This window comes from Streptomyces sp. NPDC032745, from assembly GCF_055579465.1.
The window spans coordinates 131,991-158,458 of record NZ_JBVING010000012.1; the positions used below are offsets into that span (position 1 = coordinate 131,991).

A 26,468-nucleotide genomic window follows, 5' to 3' on the forward strand; every position below is an offset into this window, starting at 1 on the left:
GCGCCGAAAATCGGACATATCGCGTTATCTTGCTTGCGGTATTCACGCTGCCGCAGAGCGGTCTCACCCCCCGCGAGAGAAGCGATGCTCCAGGCCATCGGACTCACCAGCACACCCCGTCGAGACCTCCCGCCCCTCGTGGACGACCTCACCTTCGAGGCCCGCCCGGGGACCGTGACCGCCCTCCTCGGCGAACCGGGATCGGGCAAGACCACCGCACTGCGGCTCATGCTCGAACTCGAACCGGGACGCGGCGTCACCTACTTCCGCGGTCGTCCGCTGCACCGGATCCCGCATCCCGGCCGTGAGGTCGGCGTGCTGCTCGGCGACGTCCCCGGCAACCCGGCGCGCACCGTCCGGGGTCAGCTGCGGATGCTGTGTGCCGCCGCCGGGGTGCCGGCCTCCCGGGCCGACACCATGCTCGAGGTGGTCGGTATCGCGGGCCTGCGCGACCAGCGACTCGGCTCGCTCTCGCTCGGCATGGACCGCCGGGTGGCGCTGGCCGCGGCGCTGCTCGCCGATCCGTGCACGCTGCTCCTCGACGAGCCCGCCGCCGGACTCTCGCCGCGCGAACACGGCTGGCTGCACGGGCTGCTGCGCGGCCACGCCTCCCTCGGCGGCGCGGTGCTCTTCACCACCGACGACGCGAAGGAGGCCGCCCGCAGCGCGGACCGGGTCGTGAGCATCGAGGCGGGCCGGCTCGTCGCCGACCAGGACGCGGCCGAGTTCGCCCGTACCCGGCTCCGGCCGCGGGTCGCCGTGCGCAGCCCGCACGCCGCCCGGCTGGCCGACGTACTCGGCCGGGAGGCCCGGGACGCCCAGCGTGCCGTGGAGATCGTCGAGGAGTCCGGCAGCCGCTTGTCGGTGTACGGCAGCAGCTGCGCGGAGGTCGGCGAAGCGGCGTTCCGGCACGGCGTGCTGGTCCACCAGCTCGCCGACGAGACCGGGGACACCGGCGCACCCTGCCCGTCCGTACCGCCGGTGCCGCAGGCGCGCACCGAGCCCGGCTCGGACCCGGCGGGTACTGCCGCCCCGGCCGGAGCCGGGCCCCTGCCCGCCCAAGGCGGCAGCCGGTCGGCTGCCCGAGGCGGGGCCCCCGCCTCGGCGGTGCGCCGGGTCGGCGGGCCGCTGCGGCCGCTGCGCTACGAGCTGCGCCGGGTCTTCGGTACCGCCATGCCCGTCCTCACCGCGGCCGTCGTCGTCGCCGTCTCCGCCGTCACCGCCCTCGTACTGGCCCGGGCCGGCGGCACCCCGCAGAACCGGCTGCTCGCCGCCTGGCCGGAGCTGCTGCCCCTGCCCCCCGCAGCCCTCGGCGCAGGGCTGCTCGGAGCCCTGGCCTTCGGTGAGGAGTACCGCTACCCCGCGCTCGCCGCGGACCGCGGCACCGTGCCACGCCGGATGGGCCTGCTCGCCGCCAAACTGGCTGTCTGTGCGGGCCTCGCCCTGGTGTTCGGTGCACTCGCCGTCACCGCCGACGCCGCCGCCCTGAAGCTCGTCTTCGACCGCGGCCCGCTGCGCACCCCCGCGGAATGGGTCTCCCCGGCCGCGAGTTGGGCCGGACTGCTCATCGGCTGCGCCTGGGCCGGCGTGCTCGCCTCCGGCGTCTTCCGGTCGGCCACCGCGGGCCTGGCCGCCGTGCTCGCCGTCCCGGTCATGGTCGTTCCGCTCGTCCGCAAGGCGCTGGACGGTCCGTCCGCCTACCCGGCGAGCGGACTCGCGGCCCGGCTGCGCGGACTGGCCTGGGCGCAATGGCCCCCGGAGGCGGACCGCCTGGTCCTGGGGGCCTTGCGGGTGATGGCCCAACCCGTCGGCACAGCACTGGTGTTGTCGCTGATGGTCCTGTTGTGCGCCTATGGGTTCACAGGACTGCGCAGCCGCGTCCGTTGGTAAGGGACCGTTCGTGATCGTTCCGGTGCCGGAGAATGTCTCGACGGGACCGATCCGGTCCACATCACGCGAACCGGACCACAACTCACCCCAAAGGGCCCGGTTCTTTACGATAAGTCGTCAATTGCGTAGGTGGCACCGATCACCCTTTCGTGTGCTTTTCACCAAAGACCTCAAGGGTCATCGAGGCAAGGCCGACAAAGGATTCGTGAGTACCCTTGCGCACACCATGATGACCGCCGCCCGCCATGCCGACTCCGGCCTCGCCGGCCCGGGCGAACTCGACCGCTACCCCTACGCGGAAGCCTCCGGGACCGACCGCGTCGCAGCGCCCCACTGGGACGGCGCCGACGTCGAGTTGAGCCGGGTCGGCCGCCGCGCGGCAGGCAGCCGCGGCCGCGGACTGCACGGCCAACTCGTCCAGCAGCTCGGCCAGATGATCGTCTCCGGCGACCTCGGCGCAGACCGCCCGCTGGTCCCCGAGGAGATCGGCCAGCGCTTCGAGGTCTCCCGCACGGTGGTCCGCGAATCGCTGCGCGTGCTGGAGGCCAAGGGTCTCGTCAGCGCCCGCCCCAACGTCGGCACCCGCGTCCGGCCCGTCGCCGACTGGAACCTGCTCGACCCCGACATCATCGAGTGGCGCGCCTTCGGCCCCCAGCGCGACGACCAGCGCCGCGAGCTCAACGAGCTCCGCTGGACCATCGAGCCGCTCGCCGCCCGCCTCGCCGCCGGCCACGGCCGCCCGGACATCCAGCAGCGCCTCGCCGACATGGTCGAGATCATGGGCCACGCCCTCGGCCAGGGCGACGCGATCACCTTCGCACGCGCCGACAACGAGTTCCACGCGCTCCTCATCCAGATCGCGGGCAACCGCATGCTGGAGCACCTCTCCGGCATCGTCTCCTCCGCACTCCAGGTCTCGGGAAGCCCCGTCACCGCCTGCGACCGCCCCAGCGAGGCGTGCGTCGCGCACCACGCGCGGATCGTCGAGGCCCTCGCCGCCGGGGACGCGACGGGTGCCGAGAACGCCATGCGCCAGCTCCTGATGGTGCATCCGGAGGTCGAGCGCGTGGTCCCCGCCCCGCGCGAGCACTGACGGGCGGACGGGCGGCGGCGCCGGAGTGCTCGCACGGGCCGCCGGGGGCGTGGGCGGTGGCGCCGACGCCCTGGAGGTACCCGGGACACGGTCCGGTAGGGGTACCTCCCGGCGGAGGCCGGGGGAGACCGCCCGGCGACACCGGCGTGCGCAGGCCTTCGACATCGGGCCGGCGGACACGGGGCCCCGGCGGGGACCGACCGCGCACCACCGTCTGCGACCTCGCACGACGGCATCCGGCCGCGTCCGGCCCGCGTGTACGACCGTATGACCGGGATCGTGGCAATCGGGGTGTGACTCGGGCCACCAAGAATTGGGCGTAACACTCCGCGAGGTCAAGCGATGACCTAGAGAGGTGATGGCCGACGGAGGGAAGACAGCAGCCCTTGCGGGTGCTGTGCAGCTCCCCGGCCCCTGCCCGCGCCCCCGGCCCATTCCCAGTCGGTGGTCGTCGGCTCCGGTCCAGCACCACCCGGCCGGGGTCGGAAGCCGTTTCCATCGTTCCGAGAGGTTGTTCGTGTCGGCCAGCACATCCCGTACGCTCCCGCCGGAGATCGCCGATTCCGAGTCTGTGATGGCGCTCATCGAGCGGGGCAAGGCCGAGGGGCAGATCGCCGGCGATGACGTGCGTCGGGCCTTCGAGGCTGACCAGATTCCTGCGACCCAGTGGAAGAATGTTCTGCGCAGCCTCAACCAGATCCTCGAGGAAGAGGGTGTGACGCTGATGGTCAGTGCCGCGGAGTCGCCCAAGCGCACCACCCGCAAGAGCGTCGCAGCGAAGACCCCGGCCAAGCGGACGGCCACCAAGACCGTCGCGGCGAAGACGACGGCTGCGCGGACCGTCGCCGCCGCGGCACCGGCGGCCGAGACGGTGGACCCGGAGCCCGTGGACGCTCTCGCGGAGGAGCCCGGAACCGAGCCCGCCGCGAAGAAGACGGCGGCGAAGAAGACGGCGGCCAAGAAGGCCGCGCCCGCCAAGAAGACCGCTGCCAAGAAGACGGCGGCGAAGAAGACCGCCTCCAAGAAGGACGCCGACGAGGCCGGCGAGGAGGAGCCCGGCGAGGAGGGCCCCGGCGCGGTCAAGGCGGAGGCCGAGGAGGAAGAGGACGGCGGCGAGAGCAAGGGCTTCGTCATCTCCGACGACGAGGACGACGCCCCCGCCCAGCAGGTCGCCGTGGCCGGCGCCACCGCAGACCCGGTCAAGGACTACCTCAAGCAGATCGGCAAGGTCCCCCTCCTCAACGCCGAGCAGGAGGTCGAGCTCGCCAAGCGGATCGAGGCGGGCCTGTTCGCCGAGGACAAGCTGGCCAACTCCGACAAGCTGGCACCCAAGCTCAAGCGCGAGCTGGAGATCATCGCCGAGGACGGCCGCCGCGCGAAGAACCACCTGCTGGAGGCCAACCTCCGCCTCGTGGTCTCCCTGGCCAAGCGCTACACCGGCCGCGGCATGCTCTTCCTGGACCTGATCCAGGAGGGCAACCTCGGTCTGATCCGTGCGGTCGAGAAGTTCGACTACACCAAGGGCTACAAGTTCTCCACGTACGCGACCTGGTGGATCCGCCAGGCGATCACGCGCGCCATGGCCGACCAGGCCCGCACCATCCGCATCCCGGTGCACATGGTCGAGGTCATCAACAAGCTCGCCCGCGTGCAGCGCCAGATGCTCCAGGATCTGGGCCGTGAGCCCACCCCGGAGGAACTGGCCAAGGAACTCGACATGACCCCCGAGAAGGTCATCGAGGTCCAGAAGTACGGCCGCGAGCCGATCTCCCTGCACACACCGCTCGGCGAGGACGGCGACAGCGAGTTCGGCGACCTCATCGAGGACTCCGAGGCGGTCGTCCCCGCGGACGCCGTGAGCTTCACGCTGCTGCAGGAGCAGCTGCACTCGGTGCTCGACACGCTGAGCGAGCGCGAGGCCGGCGTGGTCTCGATGCGCTTCGGCCTCACCGACGGACAGCCGAAGACCCTCGACGAGATCGGCAAGGTCTACGGAGTCACGCGCGAGCGCATCCGCCAGATCGAGTCCAAGACCATGTCGAAGCTGCGCCACCCGTCCCGCTCCCAGGTCCTGCGCGACTACCTGGACTGACCGGGCCGGGGACCGTACGAGGTGGCCGCGCGCGGGTGCGCTCGGCCACCGGGCGTCCCACTCTGGGTGGAGTCATGCACACTCAGAGTCAGGAGGCCTCATGCGTCGTCCCTTTTCCCGTGCTCTGGCGGGCGCGCTGGCCCTGGTGGCGGGAGCGGCCGCGGCGCCGCTGGCCCAGGCACCGCACGCGGCTGCGGACAGTGTGGTGATCGGCGGGAAGCCGGTGAAGGCGGCCGACAGCCCGTGGGTGGTGGCCCTCGCCAGCCGTGACCGGTTCGGGGGTACGCGGGGCGGCCAGTTCTGTGGGGGAGTCATCGTGGGCCCGACGAAGGTGCTGACCGCGGCCCACTGCCTGGGCCGCCAGGTGCTGGGCGGCCCGATCGAGTCCGTCCCCGACTTCCGGGTGATCACCGGGCGTACGCAGCTGCGGGCGGCCGAGGGCCGGGAGATCGCGGTCCGCTCGGCCTGGGTGAACCCGGGCTACGACACGCGGAGCAACGCCGGCGACCTGGCCGTGCTGGAGCTCGACGAGGCCGTACCCGCGCACTACGTGCTCCCCATGGCCGACGACGGGCATCCCGGCTACGCGCCGGGCGGCGAAGCGGCCGTGTACGGCTGGGGCGACACGAGCGGATTCGGTGACTACGCGTACGCACTGCGCGCTGCGCGGGTGACGGTCCTGGCGGACGAGGTCTGCAGACGTGCCTACCCGGGGGACGCGGACGGACAGTACCGGCCGGAGTCCATGGTGTGCGCGGGGCACCGCGACGGCGGGAGGGACGCCTGCCAGGGGGACAGCGGCGGGCCGCTGGTCGCCCAGGGCCGGCTCATCGGGCTGGTGTCCTGGGGGCGGGGCTGCGGACGCCCCGACAGTCCGGGGGTGTACACGAAGATCGCGCCGCTCACCGGGTTCGTGACAGCCCCCGAGACGGCCGCGCGGCAAAGCGTCGGCCAGGACGTCGCGTGGGGTGCCCAAAGGGGCTCCGGACCCGCTGCACGGCCCGTACGGGGGCATATGGCCGGGGAACCGCAGGGAGCCCCGGGAGCACCCGGGACCCGGCACCGGCGCGCGAGCCGGTAGCCGAGCCCGCAAACCGTGGGCCCCGGGAAGGCTCCGGACGTGAGGACGGGCGGTACCTCTGGGTCTCAGAGGTGCCGCCCGTCGACCGGCCTGGCCGGTCCTGGCTCGTCGGATGCGAGGTATAGGCCTGTGTCAGCGGTCCTCGGTGTCGGCATTGGCCGTCGGAGCGGACGTGAGCCGCTCGGTCTCATCCTGTATATCCGCGGCGATCTTCTTGAGTTCCGGCTCGAACTTACGCCCGTGGTGGGCGCAGAACAGCAGTTCACCGCCGCTCAGCAGGACGACGCGCAGATATGCCTGGGCGCCGCAACGGTCGCATCGGTCAGCGGCCGTCAGCGGGGTCGCGGGTGTCAGAACAGTAGTCACGTCGCCTCTTCTCTAGCTCGACGAGCTGTCGTACCAGGGTCAACATCCAACCAGGCCGAAAACGTTCCCGCTCGCGGCTTTTCCTCGAAACTTCCTTCCGAAGCTGGCCGGCTGCTGCCGGTTGGCGGCGAAGGAGCCGTATTGCGTTGCTTTACGGTTTCGCGTTGTCAGTCGTTCGTTTGTAGCAGTTCCGTCCTCCCCGGCGTGAGTGCCGGTTGTTCATGAGGACGTGCCCGAACCCTAAATGGTTCATGCCTGGAAGGGAACGTGATGTTTGCTTCACTCCCCCGGGGGATCGAACACCCGTGCGGTCCTGCACTAGGCTGATGAAGCACGAGGGTGGCGTTGCATCGGCTCTACCAGGCCTCGGTACCCTTCGAGCGGCAACCGAGCCACCCTGAGCCCGACGGGCCAGAAAAAGAAATTCAGCGAGGAGCGAACTGCGTGACCGCCGACACGTCCGTGCCTTCCAGCGCGCTGCTGTCCGGAGCAGACCGGGACGGCTCCAACTACACCGCGCGGCACCTGCTCGTCCTCGAAGGCCTCGAGGCCGTCCGCAAGCGCCCCGGCATGTATATCGGTTCCACCGACTCCCGAGGCCTCATGCACTGCCTCTGGGAGATCATCGACAACGCCGTCGACGAGTCCCTGGGCGGCTACTGCGACCACATCGAGGTGATCCTCCATGAGGACGCCTCGGTCGAGGTCCGCGACAACGGCCGCGGCATCCCCGTCGACGTCGAGCCCAAGACCGGGCTGTCCGGCGTCGAGGTCGTCATGACCAAGCTGCACGCCGGCGGCAAGTTCGGCGGCGGCTCGTACGCGGCCTCCGGCGGCCTGCACGGCGTCGGCGCCTCCGTGGTCAACGCCCTCTCCGCCCGGCTGGACGTCGAGGTGGACCGCAACAGCTCCACCCACGCGATCAGCTTCCGCCGCGGCGTCCCGGGCATGTTCACCGAGCAGGGCCCCGACAGCCCGTTCGACCCGGCCAACGGCCTGCGCAAGGTCAAGCGGGTCGCCAAGGGCAAGACCGGCACCCGGGTCCGCTACTGGGCCGACCGGCAGATCTTCCTCAAGGACGCCCGGCTCTCGCTGGAGACGCTCTACCAGCGCGCCCGCCAGACCGCCTTCCTCGTCCCCGGCCTGACCATCGTCGTCCGCGACGAGCGCGCCATAGACGGGGCCGGCAAGACGGAGGAGACCTTCCGCTTCGACGGGGGCATCAGCGAGTTCTGCGACTACCTCGCGCAGGACAAGGCCGTCTGCGACGTGCTGCGCCTGACCGGCCAGGGCACCTTCAAGGAGACCGTCCCCGTCCTCGACGAGCGCGGCCACATGACCCCCACCGAGGTCACCCGCGAGCTCGGCGTGGACATCGCCCTGCGATGGGGCACCGGGTACGAGACGCAGGTCAAGTCCTTCGTCAACATCATCGCCACGCCCAAGGGCGGCACCCACATCACCGGCTTCGAGCGCTCGGTCGCCAAGACCGTGAACGAGGTGCTGCGCTCGGCGAAGCTGCTCCGCGTCGCCGAGGACGACGTGGTCAAGGACGACGCGATGGAGGGAATGACGGCGGTCGTCACCGTCCGGCTGGCCGAGCCGCAGTTCGAGGGCCAGACCAAGGAGGTGCTCGGCACCTCGGCGGCCGCCCGGATCGTCGCGGCCGTGGTCGCCAAGGAGCTCAAGGCCTTCCTGACCAGCACGAAGCGCGACGACAAGCAGCAGGCCCGCGCCGTGATGGAGAAGATCGTCGCGGCCGCCCGGACCCGGATCGCCGCCCGCCAGCACAAGGAGGCGCAGCGCCGCAAGACGGCTCTGGAGACCTCCTCGCTGCCCGCGAAGCTGGCCGACTGCCGCAGCGACGACGTGGAGCGCAGCGAGCTCTTCATCGTCGAGGGAGACTCCGCCCTCGGCACCGCCAAGCTCGCGCGGAACTCGGAGTTCCAGGCACTGCTGCCCATCCGCGGCAAGATCCTGAACGTCCAGAAGTCGTCGGTCTCGGACATGCTCAAGAACGCTGAGTGCGGAGCGATCATCCAGGTCATAGGAGCCGGCTCGGGCCGTACCTTCGACATCGACGCCGCGCGTTACGGGAAGATCGTCCTGCTCGTCGACGCCGACGTGGACGGCGCGCACATCCGCTGCCTGCTGCTGACGCTCTTCCAGCGGTACATGCGGCCGATGGTCGAGTCGGGCCGGGTGTTCGCCGCGGTGCCTCCGCTCCACCGGATCGAACTCGTCCAGCCCAAGAAGGGCCAGGACAAGTACGTGTACACGTATTCGGACAACGAGCTGCGCCAGACGCTGCTCGAATTCCAGCGCAAGAACGTCCGGTACAAGGATTCGATCCAGCGCTACAAGGGTCTGGGCGAGATGGACGCGGACCAGCTGGCGGAGACCACCATGGACCCCCGCTTCCGTACGCTGCGCCGGATCAACATCGGCGACCTGGACTCGGCCGAGCAGGTCTTCGACCTGCTCATGGGCAACGAGGTCGCGCCGCGCAAGGAGTTCATCACGAGCTCCGCGGCGACCCTGGACCGCTCGCGCATCGACGCCTGACGGGCGCACCGGCGCACCGGTGTTCTTCGCTCCATCACCTGTTGGAGTGAAGAGCACCGGGACACCAGTCCGGAAATCGTCCATACCGCACATCCTTGTGGGACGCAGCCAATGCGGCAGCGGACAAGGAGAGTTCGGTGGACAAGCACGAAGGTCCCGACGCCGGAACGATCCGGCTCGACGACCCCTGGTACGACGCGCTCGCCGTCGGCTGGGGGGAGGGCGAGGGCGAGGACCCGGCGCCCCCGCGTCCCGCTGCCGGCGGCCGGGCCGCGCCCGGGGCGTCCGACATCTACCTCGAAGTGCAGCGCAGTGCCGCCTTCCAGGAGGTCCGCAGCCGCTACCGCGGCTTCGTCATCCCCGCGACCGCCGGATTCTTCCTCTGGTACGTCGCCTACGTGGTCGCGGCCACCATGGCACCGGGGATCATGGCCCGGCCCGTCGTCGGCGCGGTCAACGTCGCCCTGCTGGCGGGGCTCGGCCAGTTCCTCAGCACCTTCCTGCTGACCTGGGCGTACGCCCGGCACGCCCGGCTGCGCCGCGACCGGGCCGCGCTGGACCTGCGCTGGACGGTCTTCGAGCAGGAGCGCGGCCAGGAGCGGATCCGTGCCCGGGAGGCCGGCCGGTGACCACCGAGCACCAGACCCTCGCGCTGATCCTGTTCAGCCTCTTCATCGCGGTCACCCTGGGCATCACCACCTGGGTCAGCCGCAACCGGCACGGCTCGGCCGAGGAGTTCTACGCCGGCGGGCGGCTGTTCTCCCCTCTGGAGAACGGTTTCGCCATCGCCGGCGACTACATGTCCGCAGCCTCCTTCCTCGGCATCTCCGGCCTGATCGCGCTGTTCGGCTACGACGGTCTGCTGTACTCGGTGGGCTTCCTCGTCGCCTGGCTCGTCGTGTTGTTCCTCGTCGCCGAACTCGTCCGCAACTGCGGGCGTTTCACCCTCGCGGACGTGGTCGCGGCCCGGATGAGCGAGCGGCCCGTCCGGATCGCCGCCGGCATCTCCTCCGTCACCGTCTCGGTGCTGTACCTGGTCGCACAGATGGTCGGCGCGGGCAGCCTCGTGGGCCTGCTGCTCGGCGATTCGGGCACCGCGGCCCGGACGCTGACCGTGATCGGGGTCGGGGCGCTGATGGTGGTCTACGTGTCCTTCGGCGGCATGCGGGCCACCACCTGGATCCAGATCGTGAAGGCCGTGCTGCTCATGGGCGGGGCCGTCACCCTCACCGTGCTCGTACTCCTGCGCTTCCACGGGAACTTCGACCAGCTGCTCACCAGCGCAGCCGAGCGCAGCGGGCACGGGCAGCGGTTCCTGAGCCCGGGGCTCAAGTACGGCGGCGACTGGACCGCCCGCTTCGACTTCATGAGCCTCGGCCTCGCGCTGATCCTCGGGACGGCCGGGCTGCCGCACATCCTGTCGCGCTTCTACACGGTGCCGACCGCGCGCGCGGCCCGCCGGTCGGTGGTGTGGGCGATCGCGCTGATCGGCGGGTTCTACCTGATGACCATCGTGCTCGGGTTCGGGGCGGCCGCGCTGGTGGGTCCGGACGCGGTGCGGGCCTCCAACGCCTCGGGGAACACGGCGGTTCCGCTGCTCGCGGCCTTCCTGGGCGGCGGGGCCGGCTCGACCGGGGGCGCGGTGCTGTTCGCCTTCGTGGCGGCGATCGCCTTCGCCACGATCCTGGCCGTGGTAGCCGGGATCACGCTGGCGTCCTCGGCCTCGGTGGCGCACGACCTGTACGCCTCGCTCAAGCGGCGCCATGCGCGCCAGCGCAGCGAGGTCGCGGTGGCCAGGGTCGCGGCCGTCGGGATCGGGGCGGTGGCGATCGCCCTGGGGCTGCTCGCCCAGGACCTGAACGTGGCGTTCCTGGTGGGGCTGGCCTTCGCGGTGTCGGCTTCGGCCAATCTGCCGGTGCTGCTGTACTCGCTGTTCTGGCGCTCCTTCACCACGCGGGGCGCCGTCTGGTCGGTGTACGGGGGCCTGATTCCGGCGGTGGTGCTGGTCGTCCTGTCGCCGGTGGTCTCCGGCAGCCCGGATTCCCTCTTCCCGGGGGTGAGCTTCCAGTTCTTCCCGCTGCAGAACCCGGGCCTGGTCTCGATCCCGCTGGGCTTCCTGGCGGGCTGGCTGGGCACGGTCACCTCGGCGGAGGAGCCGGACGAGGCGAAGCACGCGGAGACGGAGGTCCGGTCCCTGACCGGTGCCGGGGCCGTCTGAGGGCGGTCCCGTCCGTCGGTTACGCGCCCTCGGACGGAAGCCAGGAGTAGCGGTGTTCGGGGCGGCCCGTCTCGCCGTAGCGCAGGGCCAGGGTGACCCGGGCGGTGCGCTCCAGGAGCTTCAGGTAGCGCTGGGCGGTCTGGCGGCTGATGCCGGCGCGGTCGGCGATCTGCTGGGTGGAGAGCGGGCCCTCGGCGGAGCGCAGGACCTGGCGGACCAGTTCGGCGGTGGTGGCGGAGTGGCCCTTGGGCAGTTCGTTCGGGGAGCCGGCCGCGGCGAGGGCGCCGAAGATCCGGTCCACCTCGGCCTGTTCGGCCTCGCCGCCGGTCTCCAGGGTGCGGCGCAGGGAGCCGTACGCCTCCAGCCGGGTGCGCAGGCCGGCGAAGGTGAAGGGCTTGACCAGGTACTGGAGGGCGCCGAGGCGCATGGCGGACTGGACGGTGGCCAGGTCGCGGGCGGCCGTGACCATGATCACGTCGGTGCGGTGGCCGAGCTGGCGCAGCCGGCGGACCAGGTCCAGGCCGTTCTCGTCCGGGAGGTAGTGGTCGAGAAGGATCAGGTCGACGGAGTGGGTGCCGAGGTACGCGAGGGCCTCGGCCGCCGAATGGGCCTGGGCGCAGACGCGGAAGCCGGGAACCTTCGCCACGTACGCCGCGTTGATCCGGGCAACACGCATGTCGTCGTCGACGACCAATACGTGGATGTCGTGGATCGGGGTCTCGTTCATCGCAGGGCCTCCGGGAGTACGACGGAGAACTCCGCCCCTCCGTCCGCTGCTTCACCGGCCCGGACCGTGCCACCCTGCCGCTCCGCGAGGCGGCGCACGAGTGCGAGACCCAGCCCGCGCTCGCGGTGGGCCTTGGGCTGCTTGGTCGACCAGCCCTCGGTGAAGATCTCCTCGCGGCGGGCTGCCGGGACGCCGGGCCCGCTGTCCCGCACCAGGAGGATCGCCGTACGGCCCTCGGCGCGCAGCTCGACCTCGACCAGGGGTGCGCCGGAGCCCGCTGCTGCGTCCAGGGCGTTGTCCACCAGATTGCCGGTGATGGTGACGAGGCCGCCGGGGTCGACGAGGCAGTCGGGCAGGAACGTGGTGTCGGCGAGGCGCAGCGGGACGCCGCGCTCGGCGGCGACGGTCGCCTTGCCCACCAGAAGGGCGGCCAGCAGGGGGTCGCGGACTTTCTCGGTGACCTGTTCGGCGGTGCTGCGGTGCACTCCGACGACCTCGGTGACGAACTCCACCGCCTCCTCGTGCAGGCCCAGCTCCAGCAGGCCGAGGAGGGTGTGGAGGCGGTTGGCGTGCTCGTGGTCCTGAGCGCGCAGTGCGTCGATGAGGCCCTTGGTGGAGTCGAGCTCGCGGCCGAGGTGTTCCAGCTCGGTGCGGTCGCGCAGGGTGGCGACGGCGCCGCCGTCCTCGGTGGGCATCCGGTTGGCGACCAGTACCCGGGGCCCCTGGACGGTGAGCAGGTCGCGGCCGGTGACGCGGCCGGCGAGGACGTCGGTGGTGCGGCCTTTGCCCAGGACGTCGTCCAGCGGGCGCCCGGCGAGGGTGGCGGCCGTCTCCGGTGCGAGGCCCAGCAGTCGGGCCGCCTCGTCGTTGACGAGCCGGACCCGGCCGTCGCGGTCGAGGGCGATCACGCCCTCGCGGATGGAGTGGAGCATCGCCTCGCGCTCGGCGAGCAGTCCGGCGATGTCGGAGAAGGCCAGGTCGCGGGTCTGGCGCTGGATCCGGCGGGACAGCAGGTAGGCGGCGAGTGCGGCTGCCGCGAGGGCGCCGCCCGCGTAGGCGAGCAGGCCCGGGATGGCGCCGAGCAGCCGGTCGCGGACGCTGTCGTAGGCGATACCGACGGAGACGGCGCCGACGATCTCCCCGTCGGCCGCGAGGAGCGGGACCTTGCCGCGGGCGGAGCGGCCGAGCGTGCCCTCGTCGATCTCCATGACCTCGCGGCCGGCGAGGGCGTCGCTCGGGTCGGTGGAGACGGGCAGCCCGATCCGGTCGGTGCCGGGGTGCGAGCGGCGGATCCCGTCCAGGTCCATGACGACGACGTACTCGGCACCCGTGGCGCGGCGGATCCGCTCGGCCGAGGCCTGCACGGGGCTGTCGGCCGTCGGCCCGGAGTCGAGGAGGTCGGCGGCCAGTGAGGGGTCGGCCGCCGCGCTCTGGGCGATGGCCAGGGCGCGCCGCATGGCCTGGTCGTCGAGCTGCGCGCTGAGCGGGGCCAGGAAGAGCCCGGTGGCCAGCACGGCGACCCCGGCGGCGATGGCCAGCTGGGTCAGCAGGATCTGCGAGACGGCCCGTCTGGGCAGCCCGAGGCGCCGAGCGCTCATGTGGAGGAACCGCATGACCAGCAACGGTAGGTCGCCTTCGGCCTGAGTGGAACATCCCATGTGTACACACCTGCGGCTGATCTCCCGCTGCCCGCGGTCATCGCCGACCGGTGGTGCTCGGCCGCCACCCGCTACGGTCGCGCCGACCGGCCTGGCCCTCGGTGCCCGGCGGGCGCGGGCCGCGGGCCCGTCACGGCATCGGCTGTGGCGGGCGGGGCCCCTGGTACTGGCCGCTCGGGCGCATCCGGAGCGGTCGCTCCTGGTACTCCTCCAGCGCGTGCGCGATCCAGCCCGCCGTCCGGGACACCGCGAACACCGTCTCCCCGGCCTCCGCGGGCATCCCGCAGGACACGGTCAGCACCGCCAGTGCCAGGTCGACATTGGCGTGCAGGCCGCCGCGCCGGGCCGCCGTCGTGGCGACGACCTCCCGGGCGGCCGCCAGCGCGGGCCCTGCCTGCGGCACGTTCTCCAGCCGCGCGAACAGCGCCGTCGCCCGCGGGTCCTCGCCCTCGTACAGCCGGTGTCCGAGTCCGGGAACCCGCCTTCCCGCCCGCAGATGGTCCGCGACCACCGGCGCGGCCCCGCCCCGCTCCAGGGCCTCCACCAGCATCCGGTGCGCGAGCCGTCCGGCCGCGCCGTGCAGCGGCCCCTCGAGCGCGCCCAGGCCGGCCGACACCGCCGCGTACGGATGGGCCCGCGCCGAGGCGGCCACCCGTACGGCCAGGGTCGAGGCGGCCAGGTCGTGGTCGATGAGCAGCGCGAGGGCCAGGTCCAGCGTGGCCAGCGCCTCCGGGTCCGGCTCGCGCGCCGTCAGCCGGGTCCACAGCTGCCGAGCCAGCCGGCCGTCCCCGCGCCAGCCGGGCGTGCCCACCTCGGGCAGCGCGCCGACCAGCGTCGGGATCAGGCAGCGCGCGGAGCCCAGTACGGCCTCCGCGGACAGGTCGAAGCGCAGCGGATCCGCCACCGCGGCGGCCGCGGTGGCCACCCGCAGCCGGTCGATCGGACCGCTGTGCTCGGGCAGTGCGGCCACCGCGCGCCGGGCCGCGGCCAGCACCTGCGGGGGAGCGGTGAACCGTACGCCGCTCGGCAGCCTCCCGGTCCAGAGCCACTCGGCGACCTCCTCGTAGCGGTGCCGCGATGCCAGCTCGACGGCGTCCACGCCCCGGAAGTAGTACCGGTCGGGCTCGATGAGCGTGAGCGAGGTGCGTACGGAGAGCTCCGCGCCGGGGGGCGCCGCCGCTTCGCGCCGGCTGCGCCGGGCCAGATCCGCCACCTCGCGCGCGTCGAAGCTGCTGCCACGGCCGACCGGGTCACGGCGGCTGGTGAGCTGACCGCGGCTGACGTACGCGTACACGGTCGCGGGCTTCACCCCCAGCAGTTCCGCCGCCTGCCGGGTGCTGATCCGGCGCTCGCCCTCCGCCTGGTCGTTCATGACGCCCACCCTACATATATTGATTCAATCAACATTGACAAGCATTCAATCCATCATGGATGGTCGATGCATGAACACCACCGTCGATGTACCCCGCGGTCTCGCGGGAGTCGTGGTCACCGAGACCGAGCTCGGTGACGTCCGAGGCCGCGAAGGCTTCTACCACTACCGCCAGTACTCGGCCGTCGAGCTCGCGGGGAGCCGCAGCTTCGAGGACGTGTGGCACCTGATGTTCCGCGGCGCCCTTCCGGCCGACGCCGCCGAGCGGTCCGCGTTCGCCGCCGAGATCGCCCCGCTGCGCCGGCTGCCCGACGCGGTGCGCGATGCGCTGCCCGCCCTGGCCCGGGCCACCGCTCTCTCCGGCCCGCTCGCCGGACTGCGGACCGCCCTCTCGCTGCTCGGCGCCTCCGCCGGGTTCCGCCCGGTGTACGACCTCGACCCCGGGCGCAGGTCCGCCGACGCGCTGGCCGCCTGCGCGGCCGTACCGACCCTGCTCACCGCGCTGCACCGGCTGGGGCAGGGCCTGGAACCGGTCGAGCCGCGCGCGGATCTCCCGTACGCCGCGAACTACCTGTACATGCTCACCGGGCAGGAGCCCGACCCGGTCAAGGCGCGGGCGGTCGAGCAGTACCTGATCTCCACCGTCGACCACGGATTCAACGCCTCGACCTTCACCGCCCGCGTGATCGCCTCCACCGGCGCGGACGTGGCGGCCTGCCTCACCGGGGCGATCGGCGCTCTCTCCGGGCCGCTGCACGGGGGTGCTCCCAGCCGGGCCCTGGACACCCTGGACGCCATCGGCACGGCGGACCGCATCGACCCGTGGATCCGCGAGCGGGTGCTCGCCGGGGACCGGATCATGGGCTTCGGGCATCCCGTCTACCGGACCGAGGACCCGCGTTCGCGGATGCTGCGGGACATCGCGCTGCAGTTCGGCGGCCCGCTCGTGGACTTCGCCGTCGAGGTCGAGCGGCACGTCGAGGAGATCCTCGCCGAGCTCAAGCCGGGGCGGGAGCTGCACACCAACGTGGAGTTCTACGCAGGCGTGGTCATGGAGCTGTGCGGGCTGCCGCGCGAGATGTTCACCCCGACGTTCTGCGCGGCCCGTGTGGTCGGCTGGAGCGCGAACATCCTGGAGCAGGCCGCTGACTCGAAGATCATCCGTCCGGCCGCCCGGTACGTCGGCCCGAACCCGCCGGAGCCGGTTCCGGTGCTCGGCTGACTACGATCGGCCGGGTGAACAGCAGTCAGCCCGCCCAGCAGTCCGCTCAGCCGCCTGTCCGGCCGCCCGCGCAGCCGTCCGTGCAGCCGATTCCCGTCGTCGTGCTGTCCGGATTCCTCGGATCCGGCAAGACGACGCTGCTCAACCACCTCCTCGGCAACCGGGGAGGCACCCGGATCGGGGTCGTCGTCAACGACTTCGGCTCGATCGAGATCGACGCGATGGCCGTGGCGGGCCAGGTCGGCGACTCGATGGTCTCGCTCGGCGGCGGCTGCCTGTGCTGTGCGGTCGACGGCAGCGAGCTGGACGCGTACCTGGAGAAGCTCTCCGCTCCGGTCCACCGGATCGACGTGATCGTCATCGAGGCGAGCGGGCTCGCCGAGCCCCAGGAGATGGTCCGGATGATGGTGGCGAACGAGAACCCGGCGATCCGGTACGGCGGCATGGTGCAGGTCGTGGACGCGGCGGAGTTCGACGCGACCCGGGCCGGGCACCCGGAGACCGACCGCCACCTCGCTGTCGCGGACCTGGTGGTCCTCAACAAGACCGACCGGGTCGACACCGCCGAGCGGGCCCGGATCGAGGGCGAGCTGGGCGCGCTCTGCCCCGGGACGCCGGTGGTGGCCGCCGACCACGGGCGCATCGACCCGGAGCTGCTCTTCGACCGCCGCCCGTGGACCGAGACCCAGGGCCAGCTGTCGTTCGAGGACCTGATCGCGCAGGCCCGGGACGCGGACGACGCCGACGACGTGGAGCACGAGGGGCACGGGGAGCACACCGGGCACGCCCACACGGTGTACGAGAGCACGGAGTTCGTGTCCGAGCAGGCCATGAACCCGCGCCGGTTCGTCGACTTCCTCGACCGGCGGCCGGCCGGGCTGTACCGGATCAAGGGCTATGCGTACTTCGGCGTCCCCGGTCACGAGGAGCGCTACGAGGTCCACGCGGTCGGCCGTTTCCTCCGGTTCGCCCCGCAGCCCTGGGGCCGGGGCGAGGCCAGGCTGACGCAACTGGTCCTGATCGGCGCCGGTACGGACGGCCCCGCCCTGCTCCGCGAGCTGGAGGCCTGCCGCGAACCGGCCCCGCAGCACGCGCCCCCGGAGAGCATGTGGGGCGTCCTGCGCTACGTCGACCGCCCCGCGCAGGAGGAGGGCGACGAGCCGGAACCGTACGAGCCGGAACCGTACGAGCCCGAGCCGTACGGCGATCTCGACACCGCACCCGATCCCGCAGAGGACGACCTGTAGGGGCCCGGCCAGGGGCGGCCCTGCTCAGGCGACCTCGACGCCGTACTCGCCCAGCAGGTCCTCCAGACCGCCGCGGTAGCCCTTGCCGCCGATCACGAAGTCCCAGTCGCCGTTGGAGCGGCGCCGGAAGGAGCCGAGGACGAGGGCGGTCTCGCCGGCGCGCCCGTCGGAGACGTCCAGCCGGCCGAGTTCCTCGCCGCCGGCGGACAGCAGGCGGATGTGGGCGTCGGTGAACCCGGCGAGGTCGGCGTGCGGATCGGCCTCCGGGTCGATCGCGGCCACGAGGACCAGGCGGTCGGCGGGCTCGGGCAGGGCGTCGAAGGAGACCTCCAGCGCCGCCTTGTCGGGGGCCGGCCGGGTGCGGGCCCGTACCGAACCGTCCGGGGTCCGCGGGTTGTTGTAGAAGACGAAGTGGTCCTCGCTCAGCACCCGGCCGCCCTCGCAGACGAGCGCGCACACGTCGAGCGCGACGCGGCCGGACCAGGACATGCCGAGCACGTTGTGGTCCGCCGAAGGGGCAGCGGGCTCCGGAGCGCGCTGCGTCGGACCGCCGCCGAGCCGGCCGCGCAGCCCGTACTGGTGGAGCAGCTCGACCAGGTCCGCTCCGGGAACCAACTCCAGCGGCTTGCCGTTGGCAAAGGTGTACGACCCGGGCCCGAAGGACGCGGTGGTGACCAGCACCCCCTTGTTCGCCCCCTTGTCCTGGACCGTGCCGTACAGATCACGTACGGCCGTCGGCGGCACCGTGTTCCGGTAGCGCTTGACCTGCACCACGATCCGCCCGCCCCGGATCGGCGCCGGGTCCAGCGCCTCGACGTCCACCCCGCCGTCGCCCGACCGCTGCGTGGTGACCGCCTCCATGCCCATCGCCCGGAACAGCTCCGCCACCAGGTTCTCGAAGGCGATCGGGTCCATCACGAACAGATCCGGCTCGTCCTCGTCTGCGTCGCCCGCCTGCCCGCCGTGGCTGACGACGCCCCCGCCGACCTCGTCCGGCCGGCGCCCGGGGCGTACCGCCGTCAGCTGGTCGGGGCGCGCGGACAGCTGCCCGCCCAACCCCGACACCAGACAGTCCACCGCGTTGACCTGCTCCAGCCGCAGCCCCTCGAAGTCGGAGCGCGCCGCCGATACCGTGGCGAGGACGATGTGTGCCTCCTGACCCGTCGCTGGATCGTGGTCGTCCACGAAGCCGTTGACGATCACCGAGTCCAGCGCGCCGAACTCGTCCGCGGCGTAGAGCTCGCGCACCACCAGGAGCACGCACTGAGCCAGGAGGTCCCGATACAGTGCCCGTCGCTGCGTGACCGGGCGAGGGGTCTCCCTGTCCTGGTCCGTGCTCGGCAGGTACCGCACGGACTTGGCCGCAGGCACCACCCCGTAGCGGGGCAGCTCCCAGTCGAGCACCAACTGCCGGAGTGCTTGGTCGTACGCTGCCGAGACCTGCCTCGGCAGCTCTTCGGGCCATGCGGTAGAGGCGTACAGGGCGGCCGAGAAGTACTCCACCACGGCCTCCGCCTCGCCCATACGCAGCCTCTCGGCCAGCTCGCTCAACCCGCGGTTGTGCGCGCGGATGACTGCGAGCTGCTCGGTCGCCCACCGGTCGTACTGCTGCCGGTGTTCAGCCAGCTGCTGTCGACGCCGTGTCTCCGCGGCCTGCGCCTTCTGATGAGCCCGCGTGTACTGGGCGTGCGCCTCGCGCTCCGCCTGGGCCCGCCGGTAGGAACCCAGTGCCATGCCACTGCTCTGCTGCAGGAACTGATCGATACGAGGTATCGCCACGGGATGTGCCAAGGGCCCCGGATTGAACGGTTCGATCTCCTCGGGCCGCACGAGCGACGCCATCCGGAATGCCGTCGCTCGGCAGCCCGTGACCAACAGGTTCTGCAGCGCCGCGACTTCGGCCTCTATGCCCTCCGTGCGTCGCCGGGCCTCGACCTCGCGGTGCTGCCGGTAAGCGGCCTGCTGTTCTCGCTCGCCGCGGGCCACGTCCCGATCCCAGGCCCGTCGGCGGCGCTCCGCCTCGCGCTGCTGGATCACCTGCGTCCGCTGCTGCCTGCGCTGAGCCTCGGCCCAGTCTCCGATCATCCCGCTCGACTGACGGCTCATCAGTTTTCCCCCGCCCCCACCACAAGCCCAACGGGAAAACACTAGTCGGCATTCGGGTGGTACGTCCCCCCGGTCGCACCACCCGAATGCCGCCGTACGTCCTACAGCGCGCCCCCCGCCAGAGCGGCGACGGACGCGGGCAGCGCGGCACCCGAGCCGTCGCGGCGCGGGTCCACGGGCGGCAGTTCGGCCGGGGTGCCGTTCGCCGCGGCCGCGCGGACCGGCGCGTTGCCGGCCCAGGCCAGTACCAGCAGGTCCTCGCCCTTCAGGAACCGCTGGCAGCGCACGCCGCCGGTGGCCCGGCCCTTGCGCGGGTACTGGTCGAACGGGGTGAGCTTTCCGGACAGCATCGAGTCGTCCAGCGTCCCGTGCGAGCCCGCCACGGTGAACACCACGGCGTCCCGAGCCGGGTCGACCGCCGAGAAGTGGATCACCTTCGCGTTCTCGGAGAGCTTGATGCCCGCCATGCCACCCGCCGGGCGGCCCTGCGGGCGCACCTGTCCCGCCGGGTAACGCAGCAGCTGGGCGTCGTCGGTGAGGAAGACCAGGTCCTCCTCGCCCGTGCGCAGTTCGACCGCGCCGACGATCCGGTCGCCCTCCTTGAGGGTGATGACCTCCAGCTCGTCCTTGTTCGCCGGGTAGTCCGGCACGACCCGCTTGACCACGCCCTGCTCGGTGCCCAGCGCCAGGCCCTGCGAGGACTCGTCCAGCGACGTCAGGCAGATCACCTTCTCGTCCGCCTCCAGTCCGGAGAGGAACTCCGCGACGGGGGCGCCGCCCGCCAGGTTCGGCGCGGCGTGGGTGTCCGGCAGCTGCGGCAGGTCGATCACCGACAGCCGCAGCAGGCGCCCGTACGAGGTGACCACGCCGACATCCGCCCGGGCGGTCGCGGCGACCTGGGAGACGATCAGGTCGTGCTTCGCGCGGGCGCCGCCCTCCTCCTCCGGCAGCGGCTCGCCGTTCGCGGTGCGCGCCAGCAGGCCCGTCGAGGACAGCAGGACCCGGCACGGGTCGTCCGCGACCTCCAGCGGAACCGCGGCGACCGCCGTGCCCGCCGACTCCAGCAGGACCGTGCGGCGCTCGGTGCCGAACTTCTTCGCGACCGCGGCCAGTTCCGTGGAGACCAGCTTGCGCAGCTCCGTGTCGGACTCCAGGATCCCGGTCAGCTCGTCGATCTCGCCGGTCAGGCGGTCGCGCTCGGACTCCAGCTCGATCCGGTCGAAGCGGGTGAGCCGGCGCAGCGGGGTGTCCAGGATGTACCGGGTCTGGATCTCACTCAGCGAGAAGCGCTCGATCAGCCGCTCCATCGCCTGCGCCGAGTTGTCGCTGTCCCGGATGATCCGGATGACCTCGTCGATGTCGACCAGGGCCACCAGCAGGCCCTCGACCAGGTGCAGCCGGTCGCGCCGCTTGGTGCGGCGGAACTCGCTGCGCCGCCGCACGACCTCGAAGCGGTGGTCGAGGTAGACCTCGAGCAGCTCCTTCAGGCCGAGGGTCAGCGGCTGGCCGTCGACCAGCGCGACGTTGTTGATGCCGAAGGACTCCTCCATCGGCGTCAGCTTGTACAGCTGCTCCAGCACGGCCTCCGGGTGGAAGCCGTTCTTGATCTCGATGACCAGGCGCAGGCCGTGCGAGCGGTCGGTGAGGTCCTTGACGTCCGCGATGCCCTGGAGCTTCTTGGAGCCGACCAGGTCCTTGATCTTCGCGATGACCTTCTCGGGGCCGACCGTGAAGGGCAGTTCGGTGACGACCAGGCCCTTGCGGCGCGCCGTCACGTTCTCCACCGCGACCGTGGCGCGGATCTTGAACGTGCCGCGACCGTTCTCGTAGGCGTCCTTGATCCCCGAGAGGCCCACGATCCGGCCGCCCGTGGGCAGGTCCGGACCCGGCACGAAGCGCATCAGCGCCTCCAGGTCCGCCTGCGGGTAGCGGATCAGGTGGCGGGCGGCCGCGATGACCTCGCCCAGGTTGTGCGGGGGCATGTTGGTGGCCATGCCGACCGCGATCCCGGAGGCACCGTTGACCAGCAGGTTCGGGTACGCCGCGGGCAGCGCGACCGGCTCCTGCTCCTGGCCGTCGTAATTGGCGGTGAAGTCGACGGTGTCCTCGTCGATCGACTCCGTCATCAGCGACGTGGCGTCCGCCATCTTGCACTCGGTGTAACGCATCGCGGCCGGCGGGTCGTCGTTGCCGAGCGAACCGAAGTTGCCGTGGCCGTCGACGAGCGGCAGCCGCATCGAGAAGGGCTGGGCCATGCGCACGAGGGCGTCGTAGATCGACGCGTCACCGTGCGGGTGCAGCTTGCCCATGACCTCGCCGACGACGCGGGCGCACTTCACGTAGCCGCGGTCGGGGCGCAGGCCCATCTCGTTCATCTGGTAGACGATGCGCCGGTGCACCGGCTTCATGCCGTCGCGGGCGTCGGGCAGGGCGCGGGAGTAGATCACCGAGTACGCGTACTCGAGGAAGGAGCCCTGCATTTCGTCGACGACGTCGATGTCGAGGATCTTCTCCTCGAAATCCTCCGGCGGCGGGGTCTTCGTGCTGCGGCGGGCCATCGCTGCGCGGCTCCTTAACCAAGAAAGAAAGTGTGCTGGGGGTCTTGCGGGTTGTCTGGCGGGTGGTGTGACAGGTGCTGACGGGGGTTGTCGCGGACCATTGTGGCCCGAGGCACCGACAACGCCGACTCCGACCCTGGGGGAACCCCCTGGACGGAGTCCTCGGGGGAGTCTGAGCCGGGAACTTCTCCGGTCCCCGACGCGCTTGCATACAGTGGCAGGTCTGACGGAAATCTCTGCATCGCGATCGAAGGGACCACATGCCCATGGGTCACACGGCCACAGCCCAGGCCGGCTCCGGCGGCCTCACAGCGACCGAGCACAGGCTGGCCAACGGCCTGCGCGTGGTGCTCTCCGAGGATCACCTGACCCCGGTCGCCGCGGTCTGCCTCTGGTACGACGTCGGATCGCGCCATGAAGTCAAGGGGCGAACCGGTCTGGCTCACCTCTTCGAGCACCTGATGTTCCAGGGCTCGGCGAGCGTACCCGGCAACGGCCACTTCGAGCTCGTCCAGGGTGCCGGGGGTTCGCTCAACGGCACGACCAGCTTCGAGCGGACCAACTATTTCGAGACCATGCCGGCCCACCAGCTGGAGCTCGCGCTCTGGCTCGAGGCGGACCGGATGGGCTCGCTGCTGGCGGCCCTGGACGACGAGTCCATGGAGAACCAGCGCGACGTCGTCAAGAACGAGCGCCGCCAGCGGTACGACAACGTCCCGTACGGCACGGCCTTCGAGAAGCTGACCGCCCTGGCGTACCCCGAGGGCCACCCGTACCACCACACCCCGATCGGCTCCATGGCCGACCTGGACGCGGCCTCCCTGGAGGACGCCCGCTCCTTCTTCCGTACGTACTACGCGCCCAACAACGCGGTGCTGTCGGTCGTCGGCGACATCGACCCCGAGCAGACGCTCGCCTGGATCGAGAAGTACTTCGGGACCATCCCCGGGCACGACGGCAAGCAGCCGCCGCGCGACGGCACGCTGCCCGAGATCATGGGCCGGGAGCTGCGCGAGGAGATCGTCGAGGAGGTCCCGGCCCGCGCGCTGATGGCCGCCTACCGGCTCCCGCACGACGGCACCCGCGAATGCGACGCCGCCGACGTGGCGCTGACCGTCCTGGGCGGCGGCGAGTCCTCCCGGCTGCACAACCGCCTGGTCCGCCGCGACCAGACGGCCGTGGCGGCCGGCTTCGGCATGCTGCGGCTGGCCGGCGCGCCCTCGCTGGGCTGGCTGGACGTGAAGACGTCCAGCGGGGTCGAGGTGCCCGACATCGAGGCGGCCGTCGACGAGGAGCTCGCGCGGTTCGCCGCCGAGGGCCCGACGGCCGAGGAGATGGAGCGCGCCCAGGCGCAGCTGGAGCGCGAGTGGCTGGACCGGCTGAGCACGGTGGCCGGCCGCGCCGACGAACTCTGCCGCTTCGCCGTACTGTTCGGCGACCCGCAGCTGGCGCTCAGCGCCGTCCAGCGGGTCCTCGACATCACCGCCGAGGAGGTGCAGGCCGTGGCCGCGGCCCGACTGCGCCCCGACAACCGCGCGGTGCTGGTGTACGAGCCGCTCCCGGCAGAGGCCGACGGGGCCGACGAGAACGACGAGAACGAGGGGGCGGAGCAGTGAGCGACACCGCAGCCGTCACGATGACCTTCCACCCGCAGCCGCAGGCCGGCCAGGCCCGCCCCTGGGCCTTCCCGGCGCCCGAGCGGGGCTCGCTGCCCAACGGGCTGACCCTGCTGCGCTGCCACCGCCCCGGCCAGCAGGTCGTCGCCGTCGAGGTCAACCTCGCCGCCCCGCTGGACGCCGAGCCCCAGGGCCTGGACGGCGTCGCGACCATCATGGCCCGCGCGCTCTCCGAGGGCACCGACAAGCACTCCGCCGAGGAGTTCGCGGCCGAGCTGGAGCGCTGCGGCGCCACGCTCGACGCGCACGCCGACCACCCGGGCGTGCGGGTCTCCCTGGAGGTGCCGGCCTCCCGGCTGGCCAAGGCGCTGGGCCTCCTCGCCGAGGCGCTGCGCGCGCCCGCCTTCGCCGACGCCGAGGTGGACCGCCTGGTGCGCAACCGCCTCGACGAGATCCCGCACGAGCTGGCCAACCCGCAGCGCCGCGCCGCCAAGGAACTCTCGAAGCAGCTCTTCCCGGCCACGCTGCGGATGTCCCGCCCGCGCCAGGGCACCGAGGAGACGGTCGCCCGGATCGACTCCGCGGCCGTGCGTGCCTTCTTCGAGACCCACGTACGCCCCGCCACCGCCACCGCGGTGGTCGTCGGCGACCTGACCGGCATCGACCTGGACGCCGTACTGGCGGACACCCTGGGCACCTGGACGGGCAACACCGCCGCTGCCCTCCCGGTGCCGCCGGTGACCGCCGACGACACCGGCCGCGTGGTCATCGTGGACCGGCCCGGCGCGGTCCAGACCCAGCTGCTGATCGGCCGGATCGGGGCGGACCGCCACGACCGGGTGTGGGCGGCCCAGGTGCTCGGCACGTACTGCCTGGGCGGCACCCTCACCTCGCGCCTGGACAAGGTGCTGCGCGAGGAGAAGGGCTACACGTACGGTGTGCGCGCCTTCGGCCAGGTGCTGCGCTCCACCGCCGACGGCAAGGGCGCCTCGATGCTCGCCATCAGCGGCTCCGTGGACACCCCCAACACGGGCCCGGCGCTCGACGACCTCTGGAAGGTGCTCCGCACCCTCGCGGAGGGCGGCCTGACCGATGCCGAACGGGACGTGGCGGTGCAGAACTTGGTGGGCGTGGCCCCGCTCAAGTTCGAGACGGCCGCAGCCGTCGCAGGCACGCTCGCCGACCAGGTCGAGCAGGAGCTCCCGGACGACTACCAGGCCCGGTTGTACGCGCAGCTGGCCCAAACGGGCACGGTGGAGGCGACTTCGGCCGTCCTGGCCGCCTTCCCGGTGGACCGCCTGGTCACCGTCCTGGTGGGCGACGCCTCGCAGATCGAGGCGCCGGTGCGGGCGCTCGGGATCGGCGAGGTCACCGTCGTCACCAACTGACGGACATCCCAAGGGCTCCGGTGGCTTGTCCACCGGGGCCCTTTTTGTCTGTTTAGCGGAGAGGTTGCTTGTATGTGGTGTGGCGTACGCAACAAAAAGGCGTGTCTGTTTGGCGATTGACTGATGATCCGCCTAGCGTCGGGCGTGCTGTCCGTCAGTTGTACGCGCCGCATCCGCGGCACCGGGCAGCGATCGCCGAGTCCCCGTCAGGCGCGAGCCTGGGGAGCCGGGGACCCACATGTGTCCCTGGGGTGAATCGGACCGCCTCGTCAGAGGGGGCCCGTAGGAGACCTTCCTGCTCCGAACCCGTCAGCTAACCCGGTAGGCGAGAAGGAAGGAAAGGATCAGCCCCTTCATGGCGTTTGGCAGTCGTGCCGCCGGTAAGCACCGTGGTTCCAGTCGTCTGAGCCGCAAGACCGCCGGCTACGCCGGCATAGCCGCCCTCGCCACCACCGGTGTCGTCGGCTCCCTCGCAGGCCCGGCGTTCGCCGCGTCGGACAAGGCCCCCTCCATGGAGGACACCGGCCTGAACGCCGTCGTGACGGCCGAGGACCTCCCGGTCCAGATCGAGGCCCAGGCCGAGGCCCAGGAGCACGCGGCAGAGGCCGCGGCCGCCAAGGCGAAGGCGGAGGCCGACGCGAAGGCGCGCGCCGCCGAGGCCAAGCAGAAGGCCGAGGAGAAGGCGAAGGCCGAGCGCGAGGCCGCCGAGCGCGCCGCCCGCGAGGAGGAGCGCAAGCGCCTCAACACCTTCGTCGCCCCCGTCGACGGCTCCTACATCAGCACCCAGTGGCACGCGGGCGGCGGCATGTGGTCCTCCGGCAGCCACACCGGCATCGACTTCCACGCGGCCTCCGGCACCTCGGTGCACGCGGTGGGCGCCGGAACCGTGGTCGAGGCCGGCTGGGGCGGCGCGTACGGCAACAACGTCGTCATCAAGCACAACGACGGCACCTACACCCAGTACGGCCACATGACCTCGCTGAGCGTCTCGGTGGGCGAGCAGGTCACCCCGGGCCAGCAGATCGGCCTGTCGGGCTCCACCGGCAACTCCAGCGGCCCGCACCTGCACTTCGAGGCCCGCACCGGCGCCCAGTACGGCTCGGACATCGACCCGGTCGCGTACCTGCGCAACCACGGCGTCGACGTCTGACCCGAAGCACTTCACCGAAGGCCCCGGCTCCCCGAGCCGGGGCCTTCGCGTTGTGGCCGCACGTGGCCGCATTGTGGCTGTAAATATTCGCGATTTCCGTCCGCGCTCGGAAAACATCG

The 26,468-nt window shown here is 71.8% G+C and carries 18 protein-coding genes and 1 riboswitch; of the genes, 12 read left to right on the plus strand and 6 right to left on the minus strand.

Annotated features, from left to right (window positions below; genetic code table 11):
* Nucleotides 1-84 precede the first annotated feature (84 nt).
* The 4 genes from ACZ5WG_RS28280 (at nucleotide 85) to ACZ5WG_RS28295 (ending at nucleotide 6,156) form a co-directional block, all read left to right on the plus strand.
* On the plus strand, nucleotides 85-1,890 hold the full coding sequence (locus ACZ5WG_RS28280; protein WP_468726789.1) for an ATP-binding cassette domain-containing protein: 1,806 nt from the start codon (nucleotides 85-87) through the stop codon (nucleotides 1,888-1,890).
* Nucleotides 1,891-2,041: 151 nt separating this feature from the next.
* Nucleotides 2,042-2,983: a FadR/GntR family transcriptional regulator gene (locus ACZ5WG_RS28285; protein ID WP_468726790.1), complete on the plus strand. Its 942-nt coding sequence runs from the start codon at nucleotides 2,042-2,044 to the stop codon at nucleotides 2,981-2,983.
* Between the two features lie 517 nt (nucleotides 2,984-3,500).
* Entirely contained in the window at nucleotides 3,501-5,075 is a 1,575-nt protein-coding gene (locus ACZ5WG_RS28290; RefSeq protein ID WP_468726791.1) for an RNA polymerase sigma factor, read from the plus strand.
* A gap of 100 nt (nucleotides 5,076-5,175) precedes the next feature.
* Nucleotides 5,176-6,156, plus strand: coding sequence for a S1 family peptidase (locus ACZ5WG_RS28295; protein WP_468726793.1), 981 nt, complete (start codon nucleotides 5,176-5,178; stop codon nucleotides 6,154-6,156).
* A gap of 132 nt (nucleotides 6,157-6,288) precedes the next feature.
* On the opposite strand, the gene ACZ5WG_RS28300 is transcribed toward ACZ5WG_RS28295, so the two are convergent.
* On the minus strand, nucleotides 6,289-6,522 hold the full coding sequence (locus ACZ5WG_RS28300) for a DUF7455 domain-containing protein (protein WP_030154305.1): 234 nt from the start codon (nucleotides 6,520-6,522) through the stop codon (nucleotides 6,289-6,291).
* 444 nt (nucleotides 6,523-6,966) lie between these two features.
* Between ACZ5WG_RS28300 and ACZ5WG_RS28305 the strand changes: the two genes are divergently transcribed.
* From ACZ5WG_RS28305 to ACZ5WG_RS28315, 3 genes are all read left to right on the plus strand, one after another.
* Entirely contained in the window at nucleotides 6,967-9,087 is a 2,121-nt protein-coding gene (locus tag ACZ5WG_RS28305) for a DNA gyrase/topoisomerase IV subunit B (protein ID WP_468726795.1), read from the plus strand.
* A gap of 137 nt (nucleotides 9,088-9,224) precedes the next feature.
* On the plus strand, nucleotides 9,225-9,716 hold the full coding sequence (locus ACZ5WG_RS28310) for a DUF485 domain-containing protein (protein ID WP_468726796.1): 492 nt from the start codon (nucleotides 9,225-9,227) through the stop codon (nucleotides 9,714-9,716).
* Entirely contained in the window at nucleotides 9,713-11,305 is a 1,593-nt protein-coding gene (locus ACZ5WG_RS28315) for a solute symporter family protein (protein ID WP_468726798.1), read from the plus strand. The genes ACZ5WG_RS28310 and ACZ5WG_RS28315 overlap by 4 nt, the downstream gene beginning before the upstream one ends.
* 19 nt (nucleotides 11,306-11,324) lie before the next feature.
* Here the strand turns inward: ACZ5WG_RS28315 and ACZ5WG_RS28320 are convergent, their stop codons facing one another.
* The 3 genes from ACZ5WG_RS28320 to ACZ5WG_RS28330 all read right to left on the minus strand — a co-directional run bounded on the left by ACZ5WG_RS28320 (nucleotide 11,325) and on the right by ACZ5WG_RS28330 (nucleotide 15,062).
* On the minus strand, nucleotides 11,325-12,032 hold the full coding sequence (locus ACZ5WG_RS28320; RefSeq protein ID WP_468726799.1) for a DUF7342 family protein: 708 nt from the start codon (nucleotides 12,030-12,032) through the stop codon (nucleotides 11,325-11,327).
* Complete coding sequence (locus ACZ5WG_RS28325) at nucleotides 12,029-13,645, minus strand: sensor histidine kinase (RefSeq protein ID WP_468726801.1); 1,617 nt, start codon at nucleotides 13,643-13,645, stop codon at nucleotides 12,029-12,031. Before ACZ5WG_RS28325 ends, ACZ5WG_RS28320 begins: the two co-directional genes overlap by 4 nt.
* Before the next feature lie 175 nt (nucleotides 13,646-13,820).
* On the minus strand, nucleotides 13,821-15,062 hold the full coding sequence (locus ACZ5WG_RS28330; protein ID WP_468726802.1) for a citrate synthase: 1,242 nt from the start codon (nucleotides 15,060-15,062) through the stop codon (nucleotides 13,821-13,823).
* 55 nt (nucleotides 15,063-15,117) lie between these two features.
* Here ACZ5WG_RS28330 and ACZ5WG_RS28335 point away from each other — a divergent pair, with 55 nt between their 5' ends.
* Both ACZ5WG_RS28335 and ACZ5WG_RS28340 read left to right on the plus strand, forming a co-directional pair.
* A complete protein-coding gene (locus ACZ5WG_RS28335; RefSeq protein ID WP_468726804.1) occupies nucleotides 15,118-16,284 on the plus strand; it encodes a citrate synthase/methylcitrate synthase in 1,167 nt (388 codons plus the stop codon).
* Between the two features lie 80 nt (nucleotides 16,285-16,364).
* Complete coding sequence (locus ACZ5WG_RS28340) at nucleotides 16,365-17,531, plus strand: CobW family GTP-binding protein (protein WP_468726910.1); 1,167 nt, start codon at nucleotides 16,365-16,367, stop codon at nucleotides 17,529-17,531.
* A 24-nt stretch (nucleotides 17,532-17,555) separates the two neighbouring features.
* Here ACZ5WG_RS28340 and ACZ5WG_RS28345 read toward each other — a convergent pair whose 3' ends face one another.
* Nucleotides 17,556-19,637 (minus strand): restriction endonuclease, encoded by a 2,082-nt coding sequence (locus ACZ5WG_RS28345; RefSeq protein WP_468726806.1) that lies wholly within the window; start codon nucleotides 19,635-19,637, stop codon nucleotides 17,556-17,558.
* Nucleotides 19,638-19,738: 101 nt separating this feature from the next.
* Nucleotides 19,739-22,195, minus strand: coding sequence for a DNA gyrase/topoisomerase IV subunit A (locus ACZ5WG_RS28350; RefSeq protein ID WP_468726808.1), 2,457 nt, complete (start codon nucleotides 22,193-22,195; stop codon nucleotides 19,739-19,741).
* Nucleotides 22,196-22,461: 266 nt separating this feature from the next.
* Here ACZ5WG_RS28350 and ACZ5WG_RS28355 point away from each other — a divergent pair, with 266 nt between their 5' ends.
* From ACZ5WG_RS28355 to ACZ5WG_RS28365, 3 genes are all read left to right on the plus strand, one after another.
* Nucleotides 22,462-23,811, plus strand: coding sequence for a M16 family metallopeptidase (locus tag ACZ5WG_RS28355; RefSeq protein WP_468726809.1), 1,350 nt, complete (start codon nucleotides 22,462-22,464; stop codon nucleotides 23,809-23,811).
* A 20-nt stretch (nucleotides 23,812-23,831) separates the two neighbouring features.
* The gene (locus tag ACZ5WG_RS28360) at nucleotides 23,832-25,199 is read left to right on the plus strand and encodes a M16 family metallopeptidase (RefSeq protein ID WP_468726912.1); all 1,368 of its coding nucleotides are present in this window, start codon (nucleotides 23,832-23,834) and stop codon (nucleotides 25,197-25,199) included.
* A gap of 183 nt (nucleotides 25,200-25,382) precedes the next feature.
* Nucleotides 25,383-25,541: riboswitch (cyclic di-AMP (ydaO/yuaA leader) on the plus strand.
* Between the two features lie 13 nt (nucleotides 25,542-25,554).
* A complete protein-coding gene (locus ACZ5WG_RS28365) occupies nucleotides 25,555-26,349 on the plus strand; it encodes a M23 family metallopeptidase (RefSeq protein WP_468726811.1) in 795 nt (264 codons plus the stop codon).
* The last annotated feature ends 119 nt before the right edge of the window (nucleotides 26,350-26,468 follow it).